This is a genomic window from Cyanobacterium sp. IPPAS B-1200, from assembly GCF_001747005.2.
In the GTDB taxonomy this organism is placed as follows: Bacteria; Cyanobacteriota; Cyanobacteriia; order Cyanobacteriales; family Cyanobacteriaceae; genus Cyanobacterium.
The window spans coordinates 2,093,340-2,113,576 of sequence record NZ_CP182899.1 but is presented as its reverse complement, the minus strand read 5'-3'; the positions used below and the strand labels follow the sequence as shown (position 1 = coordinate 2,113,576).

21 protein-coding genes, 1 tRNA gene and 1 other RNA gene are annotated in these 20,237 nt (G+C 37.8%); 10 read left to right on the top strand and 13 right to left on the bottom strand.

The annotated features are described in order from the left end of the window. The first annotated feature begins 72 nt into the window (after positions 1-72). Positions 73-822: a uroporphyrinogen-III C-methyltransferase gene (gene cobA, locus A5482_RS09700; protein ID WP_069789241.1), complete on the top strand. Its 750-nt coding sequence runs from the start codon at positions 73-75 to the stop codon at positions 820-822. A 110-nt stretch (positions 823-932) separates the two neighbouring features. On the opposite strand, the gene A5482_RS09695 is transcribed toward cobA, so the two are convergent. Genes A5482_RS09695 through A5482_RS09685 form a run of 3 tightly spaced genes read right to left on the bottom strand, consistent with a single transcriptional unit; the run spans position 933 to position 1,585 of the window. After that, on the bottom strand, positions 933-1,169 hold the full coding sequence (locus A5482_RS09695; RefSeq protein ID WP_369816668.1) for a putative toxin-antitoxin system toxin component, PIN family: 237 nt from the start codon (positions 1,167-1,169) through the stop codon (positions 933-935). Then, complete coding sequence (locus A5482_RS09690; protein ID WP_446684841.1) at positions 1,096-1,314, bottom strand: hypothetical protein; 219 nt, start codon at positions 1,312-1,314, stop codon at positions 1,096-1,098. The genes A5482_RS09695 and A5482_RS09690 overlap by 74 nt, the downstream gene beginning before the upstream one ends. A gap of 34 nt (positions 1,315-1,348) precedes the next feature. After that, positions 1,349-1,585: a hypothetical protein gene (locus A5482_RS09685; RefSeq protein WP_083260346.1), complete on the bottom strand. Its 237-nt coding sequence runs from the start codon at positions 1,583-1,585 to the stop codon at positions 1,349-1,351. A 99-nt stretch (positions 1,586-1,684) separates the two neighbouring features. Between A5482_RS09685 and A5482_RS09680 the strand changes: the two genes are divergently transcribed. Beyond that, complete coding sequence (locus A5482_RS09680) at positions 1,685-2,185, top strand: DUF427 domain-containing protein (RefSeq protein WP_069789242.1); 501 nt, start codon at positions 1,685-1,687, stop codon at positions 2,183-2,185. Between the two features lie 122 nt (positions 2,186-2,307). Here the strand turns inward: A5482_RS09680 and crtH are convergent, their stop codons facing one another. After that, positions 2,308-3,798, bottom strand: a complete 1,491-nt coding sequence (gene crtH / locus A5482_RS09675) for a carotenoid isomerase (RefSeq protein ID WP_069789243.1) — start codon at positions 3,796-3,798, stop codon at positions 2,308-2,310. Between the two features lie 786 nt (positions 3,799-4,584). Here crtH and A5482_RS09670 point away from each other — a divergent pair. Beyond that, positions 4,585-5,538: a PhoH family protein gene (locus A5482_RS09670; protein ID WP_069789244.1), complete on the top strand. Its 954-nt coding sequence runs from the start codon at positions 4,585-4,587 to the stop codon at positions 5,536-5,538. Between the two features lie 33 nt (positions 5,539-5,571). On the opposite strand, the gene A5482_RS09665 is transcribed toward A5482_RS09670, so the two are convergent. From A5482_RS09665 to A5482_RS09655, 3 genes are all read right to left on the bottom strand, one after another. Further along, positions 5,572-6,195: a WcaF family extracellular polysaccharide biosynthesis acetyltransferase gene (locus A5482_RS09665; protein WP_069789245.1), complete on the bottom strand. Its 624-nt coding sequence runs from the start codon at positions 6,193-6,195 to the stop codon at positions 5,572-5,574. 67 nt (positions 6,196-6,262) lie between these two features. Then, positions 6,263-7,483: a DUF790 family protein gene (locus tag A5482_RS09660; protein ID WP_069789246.1), complete on the bottom strand. Its 1,221-nt coding sequence runs from the start codon at positions 7,481-7,483 to the stop codon at positions 6,263-6,265. Positions 7,484-7,832: 349 nt separating this feature from the next. After that, positions 7,833-7,906: transfer RNA gene (locus A5482_RS09655), tRNA-Val, on the bottom strand. Between the two features lie 145 nt (positions 7,907-8,051). On the opposite strand from A5482_RS09655, the gene A5482_RS09650 reads away from it, so the two are divergent. The 4 genes from A5482_RS09650 (at position 8,052) to A5482_RS09635 (ending at position 11,805) form a co-directional block, all read left to right on the top strand. Continuing rightward, positions 8,052-8,555 carry a DNA recombination-mediator protein A gene (locus A5482_RS09650; RefSeq protein WP_069789247.1) on the top strand — a complete coding sequence of 168 codons (504 nt, stop codon included), beginning with the start codon at positions 8,052-8,054 and terminating at the stop codon, positions 8,553-8,555. A 145-nt stretch (positions 8,556-8,700) separates the two neighbouring features. Then, positions 8,701-9,276: an RdgB/HAM1 family non-canonical purine NTP pyrophosphatase gene (rdgB, locus tag A5482_RS09645; RefSeq protein WP_069789248.1), complete on the top strand. Its 576-nt coding sequence runs from the start codon at positions 8,701-8,703 to the stop codon at positions 9,274-9,276. Between the two features lie 313 nt (positions 9,277-9,589). After that, complete coding sequence (locus A5482_RS09640; RefSeq protein ID WP_069789249.1) at positions 9,590-10,690, top strand: hybrid sensor histidine kinase/response regulator; 1,101 nt, start codon at positions 9,590-9,592, stop codon at positions 10,688-10,690. Continuing rightward, positions 10,687-11,805: an FAD-dependent oxidoreductase gene (locus A5482_RS09635; RefSeq protein ID WP_069789250.1), complete on the top strand. Its 1,119-nt coding sequence runs from the start codon at positions 10,687-10,689 to the stop codon at positions 11,803-11,805. Before A5482_RS09640 ends, A5482_RS09635 begins: the two co-directional genes overlap by 4 nt. A 102-nt stretch (positions 11,806-11,907) precedes the next feature. On the opposite strand, the gene murG is transcribed toward A5482_RS09635, so the two are convergent. Next, complete coding sequence (gene murG / locus A5482_RS09630) at positions 11,908-12,978, bottom strand: undecaprenyldiphospho-muramoylpentapeptide beta-N-acetylglucosaminyltransferase (protein ID WP_069789251.1); 1,071 nt, start codon at positions 12,976-12,978, stop codon at positions 11,908-11,910. A gap of 209 nt (positions 12,979-13,187) precedes the next feature. On the opposite strand from murG, the gene A5482_RS09625 reads away from it, so the two are divergent. After that, the gene (locus tag A5482_RS09625) at positions 13,188-14,021 is read left to right on the top strand and encodes an inositol monophosphatase family protein (protein WP_069789252.1); all 834 of its coding nucleotides are present in this window, start codon (positions 13,188-13,190) and stop codon (positions 14,019-14,021) included. Between the two features lie 20 nt (positions 14,022-14,041). On the opposite strand, the gene A5482_RS09620 is transcribed toward A5482_RS09625, so the two are convergent. The 3 genes from A5482_RS09620 to A5482_RS09610 all read right to left on the bottom strand — a co-directional run bounded on the left by A5482_RS09620 (position 14,042) and on the right by A5482_RS09610 (position 16,395). After that, entirely contained in the window at positions 14,042-14,341 is a 300-nt protein-coding gene (locus A5482_RS09620) for a DUF3493 domain-containing protein (RefSeq protein WP_069789253.1), read from the bottom strand. Positions 14,342-14,365: 24 nt separating this feature from the next. Further along, positions 14,366-14,743 (bottom strand): DUF2358 domain-containing protein, encoded by a 378-nt coding sequence (locus A5482_RS09615; protein ID WP_069789254.1) that lies wholly within the window; start codon positions 14,741-14,743, stop codon positions 14,366-14,368. A gap of 119 nt (positions 14,744-14,862) precedes the next feature. Then, positions 14,863-16,395 (bottom strand): serine/threonine protein kinase, encoded by a 1,533-nt coding sequence (locus tag A5482_RS09610; RefSeq protein WP_069789255.1) that lies wholly within the window; start codon positions 16,393-16,395, stop codon positions 14,863-14,865. 199 nt (positions 16,396-16,594) lie between these two features. On the opposite strand from A5482_RS09610, the gene A5482_RS09605 reads away from it, so the two are divergent. Continuing rightward, positions 16,595-16,765 (top strand): hypothetical protein, encoded by a 171-nt coding sequence (locus tag A5482_RS09605; protein ID WP_201150014.1) that lies wholly within the window; start codon positions 16,595-16,597, stop codon positions 16,763-16,765. A gap of 42 nt (positions 16,766-16,807) precedes the next feature. Here the strand turns inward: A5482_RS09605 and nth are convergent, their stop codons facing one another. Further along, complete coding sequence (gene nth, locus A5482_RS09600) at positions 16,808-17,464, bottom strand: endonuclease III (RefSeq protein ID WP_069789256.1); 657 nt, start codon at positions 17,462-17,464, stop codon at positions 16,808-16,810. 226 nt (positions 17,465-17,690) lie between these two features. Continuing rightward, a complete protein-coding gene (ftsH3, locus tag A5482_RS09595; protein WP_069789257.1) occupies positions 17,691-19,538 on the bottom strand; it encodes an ATP-dependent zinc metalloprotease FtsH3 in 1,848 nt (615 codons plus the stop codon). A 298-nt stretch (positions 19,539-19,836) separates the two neighbouring features. Between ftsH3 and ssrA the strand changes: the two genes are divergently transcribed. Continuing rightward, positions 19,837-20,228, top strand: a transfer-messenger RNA (tmRNA) gene (gene ssrA, locus A5482_RS09590). Positions 20,229-20,237 lie beyond the last annotated feature (9 nt).

The following is a 20,237-nucleotide window of genomic DNA, read 5'->3' as shown; positions in this document are numbered from 1 at the left end:
TGCTTTAGTTATTGTTTTAATAGTTAGAGTGCTTTTTTGTGTATTAACTCCCTTGGCGATCGCCCTTAATTTATGAGTCAAAATTCTTTTGTTGGAACAGTTTATTTAGTGGGTGCAGGTCCTGGAGACCCTGGATTGCTTACGGTTAAGGGAAAATCCCTGTTAGAATTGGCAGATGTGGTCGTGTATGATGCTTTGGTTAGCGAAGAAATTTTAAATATAATTAGTCCCTACGCCGAAAAAATTAACGCAGGAAAACGCCGTGGTCGTCATTCTTTACCCCAAAACGAAACCAATGAAATTTTGATCGAAAAAGCTCGTGAACACGCCATCGTGGTGCGCCTAAAGGGGGGAGATCCCTTTGTTTTTGGTCGGGGAGGAGAAGAAATGACAGATTTAATCAAAGCGGGGATACCTGTGGAGGTGGTGCCTGGTATTACTTCGGGCATTGCGGCTCCTGCCTACGCTGGTATTCCTGTTACCCATAGGGGTTATAGTTCATCGGTTACTTTTGTTACTGGTCATGAATCGGTGGGAAAATATCGTCCTAATGTGGATTGGAGTGCGATCGCCCGTGGCTCAGAAACGATAGTTATTTATATGGGTATCCATAACCTCCATCAAATCATCCCTCAATTAATCGAAGCAGGGTTGACACCGCAAACCCAAATTGCCCTTATTCGTTGGGGTACACGCCCCGACCAAGAGGAGTTGTATGGTAATCTTGAGAATATTCTTGATAAAATAGAATCATCAGGATTTGAAGCCCCTGCGATCGCAGTTATCGGTAAAGTAGTGGGATTTAGGCAAGAAATAAACTAAATACTAGACTTGTTGCGAATTAAATATCTGCGTATCTGAAACCCTTGTTAAATTAGGACTGAATCTTTCAAAAAACCTATTTCGCAACAACTCTACTATGCAACTAACCATCAAATTTCCAGAAAATTATTAGCAAAAACTTGGACAGTGATAATTGGTATATCCTCAAAAGGATTTAATACCAATAAATCATCATCCCCTGAAATAATGAAATCAGCTTTTCCTGATACGGCTAAATCTAAAAAACAATTATCCTTGGAGTCACGACAAGCATCAAAATATTGTGTAATAGTAATTTTTTCCACCGTAGTCAAGAACCGCGCCAAAAAAAATATACCGTTCTTCATTAGATAAATATTTATCAAATTTTTTCCTCATCAAAACCCTTTTTAACTCCCCTAAAGTTTCATCAGAAGCTAATAAAATCTGATGATAAAAGGCATTTTTAACAACCTGAAAAGGTAAAGATTTTTTTGATAATAAAGCACTAATAAAGATATTAGTATCTAAAACTAAGCGTAGCCTATTAATCTTCCAAGAGTTGAGCTAAAATCTCGGAGGTTAAACCTCTTTTTTCGGCATTATCAGCAATGGTTTCCATCACTTCAATTAAATTTTTTTGCTTCCAAAACGAATCCAAATAAACAGAAATTAAATCACTTAACTCTTGTTTTTTTGTCTGTGAAGCTAAATGAAAAGCCTTATAAATATGCTCATCAACATTAATAGTTATTTGTTTCATAATCTTAGTTATTTGTTTCATAATCTTAGTTATTGTGTTGATAATTATAATATTAGTTATAGCATTTTTATCTAAAAACTAAGCCTCAATTAATAAATTCTTCTCAAAAAATAAATAATCATGTTTAACAAAATAGAAAAAATAACCCCTCAGCCCGGGCAAGAATCCGTATGGGATTACCCTCGCCCCCCAAGACTAGAAGCTGTAGAAGCCCCCATCCACATCATTTGCAATGGCGTAAAAATTGCCGATACCAAAAGCGCTTACCGTGTCTTGGAAACCAGTCATCCCCCCGTTTATTACCTTCCCCCCGCAGACATTAAAATGGAATATTTAACCCCCGCCCCTGGACAGTCTTTTTGTGAATGGAAAGGCATGGCACAATATTACACCGTCCAAGTAGAAGATAAAATGTTAACAAAAGTGGCATGGTATTATTCCCAGCCCACGGAAGCATTTAAGGAAATAACAAATTATGTGGCTTTCTATGCCTTTCCCATGGATGGATGCTATGTTGACGGAGAAAAAGTTACTCCCCAGCCAGGTAATTTCTATGGTGGTTGGATTACTTCTAATATTGTAGGTCCTTTTAAAGGGGAGCCTGGTAGTTGGGGATGGTAGTTATTAATTGAGAATGGATAATTGATAATGAGTTGGGTGGCATTGCCCACCTTTTTACCCCAACAACTCTTATAAGATAAGTCCCCAAAATTGCGGGATTTGGGGCAAAACCACAGTCTTTTTTAATAACCTAAATCAACGGCGATGCGGTGAGCGCAACTAAAACCAGAAAAAGCTACCGCATTTAAACCCTGCCCGGGGAATGTACTATCTCCCACACAATAAAGATTTTTAATGGCGGTGCGGTTGAAGGGCATGGATAATAAACCTTTTAATTTACGACGGGGAATGGGGCCATAAGTACCATTATCTCGATTTAAGAAGCGTCGATGGGTGCGAGGAGTACCTATTTCCATATAGTCTAAACCTGCGTCTAAACCGGGGAATATTTTTTCTAAACGCTCAATTAATCTTCCTGCTGCTTCTTCTTTTTTGTACTCATATTGTTCCCCTGATAAGCCTTTCCAGTAGTCGATGTAACTGGGGGTAAAGGTATGAATAATATGATAACCTTCAGGAGCTAAACTGGGATCGAGAAGGGTGGGAATGGATACAAATATGGTACCTTGTTCGGCTTCTAAGTTTGACCAATTTTCAAGGATGATATGATGGCATTCTGTGCCATGGGGTAACACTTTCCCATCAACCCCTAAATGAAGACTGAGGAAACTGGGGGATTGTTTATAGTTGTTTTCCCATCTTTTTTCTTTGGCTGGTTTTTCTTTTTCTATTAATTTCTCGAAGGTATCCCAACGGGTGGCATTGGAAACTATCCTTTCGGCTTGATATTCTGTACCGTCGGCTAGTCTAACGGCGATCGCACAGTTGCCCTGAGTAACAATCTCTGTAACCCTTGCCCCATAGTGAATTTCGCCCCCATGATTCTCTAAACCTTCCACTAACTTGAGGGCAATTTGTCCCACTCCCCCTTTAGGATAATTAATACCACCATAATGACGATCAGAAAATACCATCCCAGCATTAATCATGGGAGTTTTATCAGCGGGTACCACCGACCAACAATAACACTCCATATCGATAAACTTCAACAACTCAGGGTTTCTGATATGCTTACGGGCAATATCTCCCACATTGAGGGGTAAATATTTGACTAAACCCAAACAGGCAAGAGGATGCTGGAAAAATACCCTCGTTAAATAACGAACTTCTTCTAAAGAAAGTAATTCCATGGTGTTGAGACAATTAAACACCTTCCAACATTCATCATAAAACTTTTTGATGCCCTCCTCCTCATCAGGAAAACGGGCGTATAATTCCTGTAAAAACTTGTCATAGTCTCGGTGAACTTTTAGGTCTAAATTATCAGGTAAATGATAGTGTATTTGTACTGGATCTGCATAGGTTTCCATGTTCATATCCACTGCATCCAAGGCACGGGTTAATAGATTGGTAGTACCTTCAGTACCAAAACCAAAAATCATCGAAGCACCCACATCAAAGCGATAACCTTCCCTTTCAAAATACCCTGCACTGCCTCCCGGGATAAGGTAACGTTCTAAAACTAATACTTTTATACCTTTGGCGGCCAATTGAGTAGCGGTTACTAAGCCACCAATACCTGAGCCGATTACTATGACATCGTATTTACTCATATTCCGATTTTAGCTGACAGTTGACAGTGAATTTTTACATTTTTATTACATTATCAATTCTAAACTGTCCATACTGATTTTTTCACCTCTTTATTACTGTCTGATGATTCTGATGTTACAAATTATCAGCAAATTTTCTTTTTTCTTGACTTCTACTCTCTTATGAGGGACTAGTGAAGTACCCACATTCGCTTTGCTGAAATGTGTGCTTCTCGTCTCATCTGCCAATGCTTTACAATACTCCGAACCTAATCTAAGTGTTGTCGAGTCTTACTCAGCATTTCTGGTATTGCTACCTTTATCTAGCCTAAACTAGAACCCGAGCAGGAGTCCACCTTCCGCAGACCCATAGAACTAAAATTCTATTTGCTTCCTCCCAGCGTCTTGCGACCTTTTATATTACTGGTAGTTGCGTCCCTAGTCTCTGCCGAGTACATACTTTATCCGACTTGCGGGGCCTCTTAGTCAGCTAGGTGGGTCAATGACCAACTATACTATAACACGTTAGGACTCGTTTTCATCCCTAGTTCGTTACACTGAAACTAGGGACTTCCTACTCGTACCCGTTAAAAGTAGCTTGAAATAATAAAACTGCTTTTGTTTGCACTGAAAATACATAAGTTTCTATCACATTAGAAAATGATCTCATAAAATAAAAAAGAGGCAAAGTCTAAGATTTTTTATATTTTAAAGTTTATTTGGGTTATGAGGCAGTTGAGAAGAAAAAATAAGAGTAAAATGAGATGTTAAAGTGTAATAAATTCTTAACTAATTATTCATTACTAAATGTCAGAAGATTCTCAAACTATTTCCCTTCCTAGTATCGAAAGTGCGATCGCCCTTGCGGGTAAACAAGAAGAAAACCTAAAATATATAGCTAGAATGACGGGAGCGAATCTCTCTTTGCAGGGGCAAGATTTAGCCATTTATGGTAAAGCCAAACCCGTAGCCAGAAGTATTGAAATAGTCAAAGCCTTGGAAACCTTGTGGCTAGAAACAAAACCCATTACTCAGTCCGATATATTAGTGGTATTTCATGCCCTAGATACCAACAAAATGGAAGAGTATGAGGGAATACAAAAAGAAGTCTTAGCCCGTACCCGTAACGGTGAGTCAATCCGTGCTAAAACTTTTAAACAAAGACAATACGTCCAGACTATTCAAAAATATGATATTACCTTTGGCATTGGTCCGGCTGGTACAGGAAAAACATTTTTAGCGGCGGTTTTAGCAGTGCAAGCCCTGTTGAATGATGAGTGTGAAAGGTTGATTCTAACTCGCCCAGCGGTGGAAGCGGGAGAGAAACTAGGTTTTTTGCCGGGGGATTTACAACAAAAAGTAGATCCTTTTTTGCGTCCTTTGTATGATGCTTTATATCAATTCATTGAACCGATCAAAATTCCTGAACTAATCGAAAAGGGAAAAATAGAAGTAGCCCCCATTGCTTATATGAGGGGTAGAACTTTAAGTAATGCTTTCGTTATTGTTGATGAAGCACAAAATACCACTCCAGCCCAGTTAAAAATGGTGTTAACTCGTCTTGGTTTTGGTTCTAAAATGGTAGTAACAGGGGATATAACTCAAACGGATTTACCTAATCAACAGCAATCAGGGTTAATTGTCGCTTCTAAAATTTTGCAAGATGTGGAAGGAATTGGTTTTTGTAACCTTACCCAAGCTGATGTAATTCGTCATCCTTTGGTGCAAAAAATTGTGGCAGCCTACGAAAGACACTTTTAAATAATTGATAATGGATCGTGGTAGTGAAAAAATTTACCCATTAACATTATGGGGAGGTTTTCGATCGCACTTTACCTTGCAAGGAGTACCCCAAGCGATTTTAGCACTGGGAATATTATGTAAAACAGTACTACGGGTGCCGATGACGGTATTAGCACCAATGTGGACTCCTGGAGCAATAAAACAATCACTGGCAACCCAAACCCCATTACCGATCATAATAGGAGATGTTATTAAGTCGAAGGTAGTTTGGTTATAATCATGGCTTCCTGTGCAAAGGTAGCTATGTTGAGAAATGACAGCGTGAGAGCCAATGATAATTTTATCTAAACTATAAAAGTAAGTGCGATCGCCTATCCAACTATAATCACCGATTTCCACCTTCCAAGGATATAAAAATCTAGCACTAGAGCGAATAACTACCTGTTTACCAACTTTTGCCCCAAAAAGTTTTAATAATGTCCGTCTCACTCCATTAAAATTGTGAGGAGTCAGGGGAAAGATAATCCCTTCTACTATCCACCACAACAAGATAAACCATAGAGGTTTTCCCCTATCAAAATGGTTTTGGTTATATTTACTCAGATTAAACCAAGGCTCAGTATCGAGGACAGGATTTTGGTTTTCGCTGGGGGTAATAGGTTCGTGATTAGTCATGGATAAAAGTTCGTTCTCTGAACCTATATATTACTAGAATTCGCCATAATGTATATAGTCTAGGTTATTATGGGCGATCGATGATACTTAGTACATCCTTTGGTGACAATTTATTTTTAAACCAGACAATTTGATTCGGTAAATCTTTAAAATTAACTCCCGCTTTCGCCAAATTCAAACGCTCGGAAATAGCTAAAATCAAGTTATCCCTTTCTACTTTCTGAGTTTGATAAAATTTCTTTTGCAAATATTGAGGACTCCAATAACCAACTATTTCCAATAAAAAATCTCTCCCGTCAGGATGGACAATACGAAAATCTGGAATCATCACACTACCAGGCACAGGCAACAAGTCCACTTCTCTTTCTAAGCGCCATGGGGTATCCATTTTTTCCCACCGTTTGGCAAAGGATTCTTCTAGTAAACTGTCATAGGTGGTATTAATCCCATAATGACTTACTAAATCGCAACTATCATCAAGATGAAAGCGTTTTTCTTTGATGCGGTTGGTGTAGTTATCTTTCATTCTCAGAGTGGCTTCTAAACTCCATTTACGCACATGAAGCAGGGCAGGAATCATTTTTGCTAAGGCTAAACCGTAACGGGTATTGGCTTTGAAAAGACTGGTAGGCCCATCAATGGAGATGGTAAAACCTGTGTCGGCATCTCCTTCTACATATACCATCAACTCAAATAGTTTGAGGTAACGGAATAGTTGTTTATATTCCCCTGGTTGGTTACGGTGGGCGTGGATGGTGATTTCACTTGCTCTGTAAAAAATACCTTGTACTTGAGAAAGATTGTAGCGGTGGATGAGGGTTTCTGGTTGGGGGGTTTCAAATTCTGTGAGGATACGATTTTCTTGTAAGTCGGCGTACAATCCTTGTTCGATTTCTTGGGGTAATACTTCCCTTTGTACCTCTTTGGTTAGGTTAAGGGCGATCGCACTTAGCACAGATTCTTTATTATCAGGTATAGGCAAAGAATTAGCACTATAGGAAAAAACCCTTTCTCGCAACTTAGAAGGCATCAAAGGACTAACGATTTCAAAGGTACTAAAGTGATTTTTTAAAAGATGAGCCAAACCCCTTTTTAGACGATAATCAGGGCTATCCCCTTCCAACTCTTTTAGTTTATTATCCAGATAAGCTTGAGTTTTTCCCATACAGGTTTGAAAACAATCTATTTGCTCACAAGCTAGAAAAAGATTATTTTTATTAAGAGGTAATTTTTTGGGAATAATCGTTTCCCCATCAAAACGATACATTAACAAGTCTGTTTTAAGCATTTTTGATATTCAAAAAATAAAAAAAAATAAACTATTATCTATTATGGGGGAGGATAGTTAGTAGTCAATATTTAAATAATTCATAATTTACCTTGTTATTGCTCATTATTAAAAATTAGGATAAAGGCAGTATTTCTCAATTTAAAAAACTACTAAGTTTATTTTTTTATAAAATCTTTATGATTTCTTATAAGTGATTTATTGTAAACTATCTTTATAGTTAAGTCGTTTTTTTGTCATAACTATAAATTAAAAAAGAATCCGTAACACATTCTTCACGGCACAAAAAATTACCGCTGGTGACAATTAATTAATTTAACACTGTACACCAATTTTATAAACCTTTATATGGACGTAACTGGATTCGAACCAGTGACCCCATCGATGTCAACGATGTACTCTAACCAACTGAGCTATACGTCCTTGTTACAACAGCTTTATATTATATCATCAGCCACCATAAAAGGCAAGTTTTCAAAAAAAAACAGAAAAATTAAAGATTACTGGATCGGAATGATGAATCATTTGCTAGAATAGCATGGGAAATTTAAGGATAAATTAATAGTCTTTGAGTCAAGCATTAGAAATTCCAAATTTAGACACCCTAGCACAAGAACTAGCAGCTATTCAGCAAACTAGCTCAAAAAAAATCGCTTTGCTAGGTTCACGCCATGTTCCAATAACTCATTTACACCTAATTGAGATGATGAGTTACGCCCTTGTATTGGGTGGTAACCGTTTGATAACCTCTGGGGCGGCAGGAACCAATTCTGCCGCTATTAGAGGAGCCATGAGGGCTGACCCTAATCTTTTGACGGTAATTTTACCTCAGAGCCTAGATCGTCAGCCCAAGGAGTCTCAAGAACAACTACAGAAGGTAATTCACTTGGTAGAAAATCCAGATCATAATCATCTCTCTTTGGGGGAAGCGAGTGCGGATTGTAACCGAGAAATTATTTCTCGTTGTCAACAGCTAATCTGTTTTGCTTTTCATGACAGTCATACTCTTATGAAAACTTGCGAAGAAGCGGAGGAGCAAAGAAAGGTTGTTACGTTGTTTTACTTTGATTAGTGGAAATTTTTATCAATGCCATTAGCTAGGAATGATCGGCTCTCAGTGTTTATTTAGGACTGATGGCTGATTCCTAATAGCTATTTTTTCGTTTTATTTTAAATATAAATAATTATTTATAGATTTCAAAAGTATTCTGCTATTTATGAGAAAGTTAGTATTGGCGACAAGTAATCAGGGAAAACTAAAGGAAATAGAAGGTTATTTGCAGGGGTTAGATATTGAATTGGTTTTAAAGTCAAAAGATTTAGAAGTAGAAGAAACTGGCTCAACTTTTATGGAAAATGCTATCTTAAAAGCGAGTCAGGTAGCTTTGGCTATGGGAGAATGGGCGATCGCCGATGACTCTGGTTTAATGATTGATGCTTTAGACGGAGCACCCGGGCTTTTTTCGGCACGGTATGCCCCCACACCAGAAGAATGTATCGACCGAGTTTTAAGGGAATTAGAAGGGAAAAATAATCGTCAAGGTCAATTTGTATGCGCCGTGGCGATCGCCTCTGGGGATGGTAAAATTATCTTGCAAAGTGAAGGAATCTGTCGAGGGGAAATTTTAACCCAAAGAAAAGGACAAGGAGGTTTTGGTTATGATCCTATTTTTTATGTGCCAAAAATTGGGCAAACTTTTGCCGAAATTTCTTCCGAAACAAAAGATCAAATTAGTCATCGGGGACTTGCCTTAGAAAATTTATTACCTCAATTAAAAGAACTTCTTTCTTAGTATAATTAAGTTAATTGATAGTTTCACTTGAACTTTTATCCCATCGTTTTAGAATCCCGTAAAAAATTGCAGCAAATAAGGCGAAAAAAGTAACTATTAATATAGATTTAAAACTAAATTTTTGATAGATAGTAAGATATTGTGGTGTCATTGTTACACACAACTTTATATCCAAAAGTAAACTTTGTTGAAATTTAACAGAATTTCTAAAATTAAATTAACCTAAAGGAATATAATTTAAACTAAGGAGTCATAGATTAAATAAGCTCTTCAAAGAGCGAAAATTTCAAACTATTTACCATTTCAAAGGGTCATGTATAGAATTCTGATAGTTGAAGATGAGCTAATTGCGGCCGAAAGTCTTTCTCTCGATCTCAAAAAACTCGGATACGAAGTAATTGGTATCGTTAGCACTGGACCAAAAGCCATTCAAAAAGCGCAAGATTCTTCACCTGACTTAGTTTTGATGGATATAATGCTTAAAGGCTCTATGGACGGTATTACGGCGGCCCATGAAATTTATCGCCTCCTCAAAATTCCCATCATTTATTTAAGCGCCTATGCCGATGCTCAAACCTTAAAAAGGGCGCAAAAAATTCCAGCCTATGGATACCTAGTCAAGCCTTACAAGATTGCTGACATTACTACTACTATTACCATCGCCTTATCTAAATTTGAAGAAGATTCCCGCACAGAGTCTAATTTACTAAAGCAACAAAAATTAAATCAAATCAAAACCCAAGCCTTAGCAACGGCTTCCCATGATTTACGAGCGCCTCTTACCAGTATTTTGGGATATACCGAATTAATAAAAGACTATGGGGATAAATTATCCGCTGATAAAAAAGAAAGGTACTTTAATTTTATCAAAAGTGCGATCGTCGAAATGAATGATTCCCTCGAAGATTTATTACTAATTAGTAAAGCAGAAGAAGGAAAAATAACCCTATATCCAGACCAATTTGATTTAGTACAATTTCTACAAAGTTTGATAGATGAACAGAATAATTTAACCGATAAACATACTATTAATTTTCATTGTCAAGAGTCTGCTTACGAGGCTTACCTAGATAGGAAAATGTTACATCATATCCTCAATAACTTAATTTCTAATGCTATTAAATATTCTCCCGATGGAGGAGATATTGACCTAACTTTATGTTGTGAACCAGATAATATTTTACTGACCATAGAAGACTATGGTATCGGAATTCCTGATAATTATAAACATAAATTATTTCAGTTATTTGAAAGGGCTGATAATGTGGCAGGAATTAAAGGGAATGGTTTAGGCTTATCCATTGTCAAAAAAGCTGTAGAAATTCATGGGGGAGAAATTACTGTGGAAAGTGAAGAAAATAAAGGTACTAAATTTAGTATCAATATTCCCAAAATTTATTACAGTGAATTATGAAACAATTAGTTTTAGTTGGCGGTGGACATAGCCATGCGATCGCCCTTAAAATGTATTATGATAACCCTATTAAAAATGTTAAAATAACCTTAATTAATGAAGTAAAAAATACTCCCTATTCAGGAATGCTTCCTGCTCATATAGCAGGGTATTATAACTTTTATCAAACCCATATTAACCTAGAAAAATTAGCCCAAAAAACTAACAGTAACTTAATTATTGATCAAGTAATAGACATTAATCCGACACAACAAAAAGTTTATTGCTTATCAGGAAACACCATTAAATATGACCTTTTATCCATAGACATTGGCAGTACCCCCGATGATAGTCAAATAAAAGGAGCAAAAGAATATGCCATTAGGGCAAAACCTGTGCCAATTTTACTAGAAAAATGGGAGGCAATTATTAATGATTTAAATAACAATCCTAATCAAAATATTACCTTAAATATTATTGGAGGGGGTGCAGGAGGAGTCGAACTTGCTCTGAATATGCACAAAAGATTAACGGATATTGTAACAGCAAAACAAGTAAATATTAATATTATCAATAGAGGTCAAGTATTATTAAATAGTCATAACATACGTGCTAGTAAACTTTTTAATAACCTTTTAGACAAAAAAGATATTAATATCATCTTAGAGACAGAAATAGTAGAAATTTGCCCAGATAAAGTTATTACAAAAAAAGGAAAAATTATTAAAGGAGATTATACCTTTTTGGTTACAAATGCTTCCCCCGCATCATGGCTAAAAAATACAGGTTTAAGTATTGATAAAAAAGGATTTATTCTAGTCAAAAATACCCTACAAACCCTATCCCATGACAATATTCTTGCCACAGGAGACATCGCCACCATCAAAGATAATCCTAGCCCCAAGGCGGGAGTTTTTGCGGTTAGACAAGGTAAACCGTTATATAACAACTGGCGATTATTATTAGAAGGAAAAAACCTTAATTCTTATTATCCCCAATCCTTTTATTTAAGTTTGATTGGTACAGGGGATAAAAAAGCAGTGGCAGTTTGGGGAAATTTTACGTACAAATCTAGTTTATTTTGGTATCTCAAAGATTACATTGATAAAAAATTTATGGAGCAATTTTCCAGCTAAATAAATCATACTAAATCAGATTTGCAAACTGTACTTTTATTTATTATTGATTGGCAATGGGCTTAAGCCCATTGTTCGTTTTATTAGTATACTTTTCTTTTTTTAATGCCGAGAAACATCCATTGATTTGATGATTCTTGCTAAAATTTTCGCACTATCAAACAAGGCTAATTTTTTACAATTATTACTCATCTGCTTTAACTTAACCTTATCCTTAATTAAGTTCGTAACGGTTTTTTCTAAGACATCGGGAGTTAAATCATTTTGACGAAATAATACCGCTGCATTTTCTTGGGCAAAGACTTGAGCATTAAAAAATTGATGGTCTTCAGCAGCAAAGGGAAAAGGAATCAACACCGAAGGAGTTTTCGTGATTGCCAATTCCGTCAAAGCACTAGCCCCAGAGCGACTAATGGCAAAATCTGCCCGATTTAACAACCCTGCCATATTGTCATAAAAGGTCATTTCGATATAGTTAGGGTGTTCAAAGGTACCAAAATCATCGTCTCTATTCCCCGTTAAATGGACTATGTACCAACCATTTTTTAACCAATGAGGGGCGCACTGCCTCACTAATTTATTAAGGGCTACGGCTCCCTGAGAGCCTCCCATGGCAACAATTACAGGTACATTGTCAGGGATTTTAAAATCTAGGGGTTCAGGGGATAAAAATTCTTGGCGCACAGGGGTGCTTACCCATTGGGTTTTTGTTTTTGGTAAATATTTTTTTGTGCCTTCAAAGCCGATGCCCACTAAGTTGCATTGCTTTCCTAATAATTTGGTTACTTTCCCTGGTATGTAGTTTGATTCGTGCAAAATCACAGGAACTTTTGCCAGTTTTGCCCCCAAAATAGCTGGGGCGGATATGTAACCCCCCGTGGTGAATACTAAGTCTATTTTTTCCCTTTTTATTAGTTTATAAGTAAAGGCGATCGCCCTTAGCATTTTGGCAAAGAGAAAAACAGTTTTAACCCCAAACTTAGTTTGAAAACCATCAATATCAACAGTGCGTAAAGGATAAAAATCAGGCACTATGGAAGTCTCAAGGCGATTTGGCACCCCTAACCATTGAATCTCGTAGCTAGACAATTCTTGGGCAACAGCAAGGGCAGGAAATAAATGTCCCCCAGTGCCACTGGCAGCGATTAACAGTTTCGACTTATGATCAGACACAATCAAGATAATTAATAATCAACAGTAAAAGTTTTTGCAGGTATAAAAATCTTAACTGCTATATACCGAGGTAAACCAAAGAACTAACAGTTAAGGGTTATTACTAGGTTACAAAAACCCGATTATACTTTACCATTAAAAAATCAATAGTTAATAATCAAAAATTAAAGGGTATTCAACCCACACCAAAAATAACCCAGCAAAAAATCATGATCTACTTTTGGCAACAAGTATATAATTTTTGTCAGCACATTACCACCCGTATCGGAGACAAGTTATTAGAAGACTTTGCCAAATTAGAACCCACCCGCAAAGCCGATGGTAGCCTCGTTACCGCCGCTGATAAGTGGGCAGATAAAGAAATTAGAGACGCCATCAAGCAATGTTTCCCTACCCATGGTATTCTTACCGAAGAAACCGAGCATCTACTGCCTATGAATGATTGGTGTTGGGTAATTGATCCCATTGATGGTACTACCAACTTTACCAGAGGAATTCCCATCTGGGGTATTTCCATCGGACTACTCTTCAAAGGTACCCCTGTATTTGGTTTTGTTCATTTTCCCCAAATCCAACAAACCTACCACGGTTATTATTACGACAACACGGGCTTAACAGGGCCAAAAGGTGCATATCTAAATGGCGATCGCATCTACACCAGCACCGCCGACGCTAGTATGAACCACATCTTTACCCTCTGTGCCAGAAGCACCGAAGTATTAACCCGTTACTTCCCCTGCAAAATCAGACTTACAGGAGTAGCCAGTTATAATATGCTACTCGTTGCCTGTGGAGCCGCCCTAGGAGCCGTAGAAGCCACCCCCAAAATTTGGGACATCGCAGGAGCCTACCCCATCCTCAGAGCCGCAGGAGGACAATTAGTACACCTAGAACCTGACCCCGTCTTTCCCCTTCCCCAAGGAGTTGATTACAGCCATAGAGGATTTCCCTCCCTCTGTGTCGCTCACCCCAAACTCATTAACGAATTTAAGCCCCTCGTTGAATTTATCGGCGAAAAAGCTCTTCAACACTCCCCATCCTAAGGCTATTCGATTACAAAATGTCAAGCATCTTTCTTCTTATCCAACTTGAATAAAAAAACCATCAAAGCAATTACCCCTATCTGTACCAACAAATTACCAACATTCTCTTCCACACTTCTACCCGCCAAAATCTGAGTAAAAAAAATAAAAGCCCCAATAGCCCCCGAAGCCCCAAAACCAATATAAACAAATCGACGTAAGCCCCGATAAGGAGCTTCTGCTTCAGCCTTTAAATAAGCATACTTTTCGGGATTACTTTGTTTTAAACTAGCACCAGTATTCTTCTCATTAAAATCTCGTTGATTCGCTTTATCACTCATAAAAAAAATTGTATTAAAAAATAATTATTGAAAAGGAAAATGTTGCTTAATCATATGCCAAAAAGGCTTATCCCAATAGTCATAATGACCAACAACCAAATCATCCTTTAACTTTAGCTCACTACGACCAGAAACAGAAATAAAAGGCTTCCAAGGTAAAGGACTATTCCATGACATCGTCCAGCGAGTATTAATTTGCTCTCCATCCCGTTCAATTTCATGAAGTTCTAAATGTAAATTTAGAAACCATTTTTTCAAAAAAGCAATCATTTCCTGATATTTTTTTAAGCCCTGAAAATCATAAACAGGATCCTTAAAACGAACATCCTCAGCATAAATGCTGTAAGTCTGATTTTCTGGAAATCTCTTATAATCCTCTTCAATAATTTTTACTAAGTTCATCAATTTACAAATTAATTAACGCAATTATCTTAGTATAACAATCCTCCAAAGTTTCTCGAAAAATTATCTTACATACAAAAAGTAAACGTTGTTAATCTTCTTATTATTTTATTAGTATTTTAAGCATTAATTTCATCATCATTATTAACCTCCAAATCCTTTAAAATATCTACCTTCATCGCCTCTAAATCTGACTGTAACTTTTTCTTACTAACTAGAGCTTGACGTTTATCTTCAATATTAAGCATATTACTTACAGAAACCCATTGTTTAATATTAGTACGTTGTTTAAGCATTACCTTAAAAGGTAAAACATTAATACATTTATTAGATTTATTAAGAGGAAAAAACAGAAGATAATATTTCTTTGAATCACTCAATAAATTAGCAATTTGCTGACCCATATTAGTTTTTAAATCCAAATAACAAGGAAGCCAACGAGCGCCCAAATCATGACTATACAAAACAGTCAACCACAAAATCATCGGATAAGGATAACTTTGGAAAATAAAACGACTGTAACGAACATTGGTCATTCTATGGTCAATATCATCATCATCTAACATAGTACACAGGGTAAGGACTTGTTCATTTTCGTATTTTGTGACACGAGGAAAGACAATTTTCTGTTGAGGTTTATTTGCTGGCCATTTACTTTTTAATAAAAAAGAATTTAAGTCTTCTTTCTTTTCCTCAATTGTATTAGTTAATAAGTAAGTAGTTTGACTGCTACCACTAGAAGTTGAATCAGGAAAAGGACGAAAATTAAAAATTTTACGACCCATTAAATCTAACTTTTGTCTTATTTCTCCCACATTTTGCGGCCTATATCGGGGAATTTTTTTTAAACATTGCATAATTAACTCCCTTAACTCTGAGGGAATATCCAACTCTGGGGGTAAATCATTGGGAGGAATTTCTACATGAGCCTCGTACCATTCTCCCACAGAGTTATGTTCTAGCTGCCAAGGTAATTTTTTGGTTAACATCTCATACATGATGATACCCAAACTATAAATATCGGCTCGATTATCCACATCATAACCTTGTAACTGTTCAGGGGAAGCATAACGGGGAGTGCCAACAAACTCTTCTTGGTTATTATGTTCCTCTTCTTGGGCCAACTTGGCAATACCAAAGTCAAGAATTTTTACTTTTTCTTTACCGTCATCACCATCAATGACAAAAATATTAGTAGGTTTTAAGTCTCTATGGATAACGGGGCATACTTTACCATGGAAAATAATGCCATTATGGGCAGTTTCTAGGGCAAGGCAAATTTGACGAGTCAAATGAAAAAAAGTTTCGAGAGAAATATTATGAAATTCCATAAAATCAGCCAGGTTTTCCCCTTCTAATAATTCCATCACATAGAAAGGAATTTTATTTTGGTCAATACCATAGTCACTTACTCTAACGATATTGGGACAAATTTCTGACAGTAAGGCGCTAATGGTAGCCTCCTGCTGAAACCTATCTATCATTTTCATATCATCGAGAGCTTTCGCCAATATTTTTACGGCCACAGTGCTTTGTCGGGAGGCTTTATCTTTGGCACGATAAACCTTGCCCATAGCTCCTGAGCCTACTATTTCCAGTAGTTGATAGCGTTGCACTAACAAATTTTCGGCGGATGACTCCCTACTGTTCATTGTTGCTTATTATTCTCTTTGGTTATCTCATTATTATATATTTTTAAGCAAAAGTTATTGTTAATTAGGCTTTGCAGAGAAATTTTTGTTTTTCTCAATTTCATAAATTGTTTTAGTGGCAGTTATAAAAGATATGATGTTAAGATGTTTACGAAACTTAATAAATAAATAAAATAAATATAAAAGGAGATTCTAAATTATGGCAAAGACTCAACCTACTACCACCCCTAATGTACAAGAGCCTAAGTTCGGTTTTAACGGTTACGCAGAAAAGTTAAACGGTAGAGCCGCAATGATTGGTTTTATTATTACCCTAGGTATCGAATACGCCACAGGACAAGGCTTACTCGCCTGGCTTGGTTTAGTATAGATTAATGAATGGTAATAAGAAGCAAGGGGTTTGCCCCTTGTTTTAGGATACTTTTTGATAATTTTTTTTGTAAGACGAACATAGTTCGGCTAGTTGACACATATCACATTGGGGCTTTCTAGCGTTACATACGGCCCTACCGTGATAGATAATACTGATAGAAAAGTTTTCCCATTCTGGTTGGGGTAATAGCTTCATCAAATCTTTTTCGATTTGTACGGGTTGGCTATTTTTGGTTAACCCTAAGCGGTTACTAAGTCTCTTTACATGGGTATCCACGGTAACACCTTCAATAATACCAAAGGCATGGGCAAGCACTACATTAGCTGTTTTTCGGGCTACTCCTGGAAGGGTTAGTAATTCTTTCATGGTTTGAGGTACTTCTCCGTTAAACTCATCGACAATTTTGAGACAGGCACCTTGGATATTTTTGGCTTTGTTACGAAAAAAACCTGTAGAGTGGATCAGTGTTTCTATTTCTTCCCTATGGCCATGGGCAAGGCTGGGTGCATCGGGAAATCGAGCAAACAGGTTAGGGGTAACTTTATTTACTCGTTCATCGGTACACTGGGCAGAGAGGATGGTGGCAACGAGGAGTTGAACGGGGGTTTCATAGTCAAGGCTACAGGTGGCATCGGGATAAAGGGTTTTTAGGATAGAAAGAATTTCTTGGGCTTTTCTTTTTTTTGTCAGTCTCATGAGGAGGTGTTAGGTTTTAGGTGTTAGGCATTAGATTACAACAGTTTTAAATAATAGTATGAAATATTATTGAATTACAATAAGCACATGGTAATTGAAATATTATAGTTATTGCCAATTTGATTTCATGCCAATGTAATCTCTGAAAAATTTTTGGTCAAAAAAAGGGACTTAACGGTGTGTTAAGCCCCCATATTACTTAATTAACTTAGAAGATATTTCGTGATTAGACGATCGCAGCCATTTTTATATCGCTACTATTGAGGATTTCCTGTAATTCGTCAGCTTCAACGGTTTCTTTTTCTACTAACATTTCTGCTATTTTGTCGAGGATAAGACGGTTTTGAACTAAAACCTCTTTGGCTCTTTGATAAGCTCTTTCAACTAATTGAGTTACTTCTTCGTCAATGGTAGATGCAGTGGTATCGGAGAAGTCACGATCAGAAGCGATGTCTCTTCCCATAAATACGTTACCACTTTGACGACCGAGAGCTACAGGCCCAAGGCGATCGCTCATACCAAAACGAGTAATCATCTGACGGGCAACCCTTGCCACCTGTTGTAAGTCATTAGAAGCACCAGTGGTTACTTCTTCTTCACCGAAAATGATCTCCTCGGCAATACGTCCACCAAGGGCAACAGCCATTTGGTTTTGAAGATAAGAGCGAGAATATAACCCAGACTCCATGCGATCTTCACTAGGGGTGAACCAAGTTAGTCCCCCAGCACGTCCACGGGGAATAATGCTAATTTTTTGTACAGGATCATAATCTGGCATTAATGCACCCACTAGGGCGTGTCCAGCTTCATGATATGCCACGAGGGTTTTACGTTTTTCACTCATGACACGATTTTTCTTCTCCGGACCTGCTAATACACGATCAATGGCATCATTGATTTCGTCCATAGAAATCTCGGTGAGGTTACGACGAGCGGCTAAAATAGCGGCTTCGTTGAGTAGGTTAGAAAGGTCAGCCCCAGTGAATCCGGGGGTACGACGGGCGATTTTGTCAAGGTCAACGTCTTTGGCTAGGGTTTTTCCTTGGGCGTGAACTCCCAAAATCTCAGATCTACCAGCGAAATCAGGGCGATCTACTACCACTTGACGATCAAAACGTCCGGGGCGTAATAAAGCTGAGTCAAGAACATCAGGGCGGTTCGTGGCCGCAACGATGATGATACCCGTGTTGCCTTCAAAACCATCCATTTCTGTTAGAAGTTGGTTCAGGGTTTGTTCTCTTTCATCATTACCGCCGCCTAAACCAGCTCCTCTTTGGCGACCTACTGCGTCAATCTCATCGATGAAGACGATACAAGGGGCGCTCTGTTTTGCTTGTTCAAATAGGTCCCGGACTCTGGATGCACCAACCCCTACAAACATTTCTACAAACTCGGAACCTGAGATGCTGAAAAAAGGTACTCCAGCTTCACCCGCTACTGCTTTGGCCAGAAGGGTTTTACCTGTTCCTGGAGGTCCTACTAAAAGAACACCTTTAGGAATTTTTGCGCCGATGGCGGTGAATCTTTCACCGTTTTTGAGGAAGTCCACCACCTCGGTAAGTTCTAATTTCGCTTGTTCAATTCCCGCTACATCGGCGAAGGTAACTTGGGTTTGAGGCTCCATTTGCACTCTGGCTTTTGATTTACCAAAGTTCATGGCTTGGGAGCCAGGACCACTGGATGCACGGCGGAGGAGGAAGAATAGACCGACTAAGAGCAGTACAGGGAAGAAAAGACTACTAATGGCTCTAAACCAGAAACTTTCATCACTTTGGGGGACAACGGAAATATCTACTCTGTTTTCGGAAAGAATATCTACTAATTGAGGATCGTTGGGTAGATTTACTAAGAATCTTTGTCCATCCCTTGCTGTGGCCATGGCCTGGGAGCGATCGGCACTTAGCTGTACCCTTTCTACTCGGTTGGTTTCTACTTCGTTGATGAACTGGCTATATTTCCAGCTTGACTGTTGCTCCTGTGGGCGATCTAAAAACGCTGTGGCTAACGCAACGACTACGACTGCAAGTATTGCGTATAGTCCTACGTTACGCCATTTTTTATTTTCTTTGCTCACTTATGGATAGCCTCCTTTAAATTTATATTCTTATTCTATCAATGGGTCTTGATAATTAATGAGAGCTTTTGCTACTGTTTTTTTATTTGTTATTTCTATGTTAACTTATGTTACGGATTTTTAACGTTTTTCTAAGAAACCTTTTTAAATAGTTAATACATATACATTCCAATATAACACCACAAAGATTAAGTGCGATCGCCCCTGGATCCTAGGGTAAAACCCATAGAAAATAACAAAAAAGATTCTTCACCCCTTGCCAATGGGGCAAATAAAAGTTAAGATAAGTGTATATCAAGGGACTGTAACGGTTTCGACAGGTTAGTGAAAGCTGACCCGTGATACAGGTCGAGAGCGAATCTCCTCTCGTAAATAAAAGATTCAAAAAAAATAGTAAATGCGAACAACATTGTTCCTTTTGCTCGTAAAGCCGCTCCTGTAGCTGCCTAAGACCAAAAAACTTGGTTCGAGCGCTTATAGTGTGACTCCGTTAAACATTATAGGCAACCCCCAACGGATGCTCTCTGGTACTGTTTTCAGTCAGTTAAGGAGAAAAGATAATACTGGAAAATCCTGCCATCAGGGATAATTGGTGGTTCCCGCCCTGCGGATAAAAAGGGCTAAACCTGTGAATGAGCGATAGGTAAATAACTGATTTGGACAGCAGTTCGACTCTGCTCAGTTCCATTAATAAAAAGA

Excerpts from the sequence above, each read along its gene's own strand:
- cobA (WP_069789241.1), top strand. The coding sequence starts at position 73 with ATGAGTCAAAATTCTTTTGTTGGAACAGTTTATTTAGTGGGTGCAGGT.
- A5482_RS09695 (WP_369816668.1), bottom strand. The coding sequence starts at position 1,169 with ATGAAGAACGGTATATTTTTTTTGGCGCGGTTCTTGACTACGGTGGAA.
- A5482_RS09685 (WP_083260346.1), bottom strand. The coding sequence starts at position 1,585 with ATGAAACAAATAACTAAGATTATGAAACAAATAACTATTAATGTTGAT.
- A5482_RS09680 (WP_069789242.1), top strand. The coding sequence starts at position 1,685 with ATGTTTAACAAAATAGAAAAAATAACCCCTCAGCCCGGGCAAGAATCC.
- crtH (WP_069789243.1), bottom strand. The coding sequence starts at position 3,798 with ATGAGTAAATACGATGTCATAGTAATCGGCTCAGGTATTGGTGGCTTA.
- A5482_RS09670 (WP_069789244.1), top strand. The coding sequence starts at position 4,585 with ATGTCAGAAGATTCTCAAACTATTTCCCTTCCTAGTATCGAAAGTGCG.
- A5482_RS09665 (WP_069789245.1), bottom strand. The coding sequence starts at position 6,195 with ATGACTAATCACGAACCTATTACCCCCAGCGAAAACCAAAATCCTGTC.
- A5482_RS09660 (WP_069789246.1), bottom strand. The coding sequence starts at position 7,483 with ATGCTTAAAACAGACTTGTTAATGTATCGTTTTGATGGGGAAACGATT.
- rdgB (WP_069789248.1), top strand. The coding sequence starts at position 8,701 with ATGAGAAAGTTAGTATTGGCGACAAGTAATCAGGGAAAACTAAAGGAA.
- A5482_RS09640 (WP_069789249.1), top strand. The coding sequence starts at position 9,590 with ATGTATAGAATTCTGATAGTTGAAGATGAGCTAATTGCGGCCGAAAGT.
- A5482_RS09635 (WP_069789250.1), top strand. The coding sequence starts at position 10,687 with ATGAAACAATTAGTTTTAGTTGGCGGTGGACATAGCCATGCGATCGCC.
- A5482_RS09625 (WP_069789252.1), top strand. The coding sequence starts at position 13,188 with ATGATCTACTTTTGGCAACAAGTATATAATTTTTGTCAGCACATTACC.
- A5482_RS09620 (WP_069789253.1), bottom strand. The coding sequence starts at position 14,341 with ATGAGTGATAAAGCGAATCAACGAGATTTTAATGAGAAGAATACTGGT.
- A5482_RS09615 (WP_069789254.1), bottom strand. The coding sequence starts at position 14,743 with ATGAACTTAGTAAAAATTATTGAAGAGGATTATAAGAGATTTCCAGAA.
- A5482_RS09610 (WP_069789255.1), bottom strand. The coding sequence starts at position 16,395 with ATGAACAGTAGGGAGTCATCCGCCGAAAATTTGTTAGTGCAACGCTAT.
- A5482_RS09605 (WP_201150014.1), top strand. The coding sequence starts at position 16,595 with ATGGCAAAGACTCAACCTACTACCACCCCTAATGTACAAGAGCCTAAG.
- nth (WP_069789256.1), bottom strand. The coding sequence starts at position 17,464 with ATGAGACTGACAAAAAAAAGAAAAGCCCAAGAAATTCTTTCTATCCTA.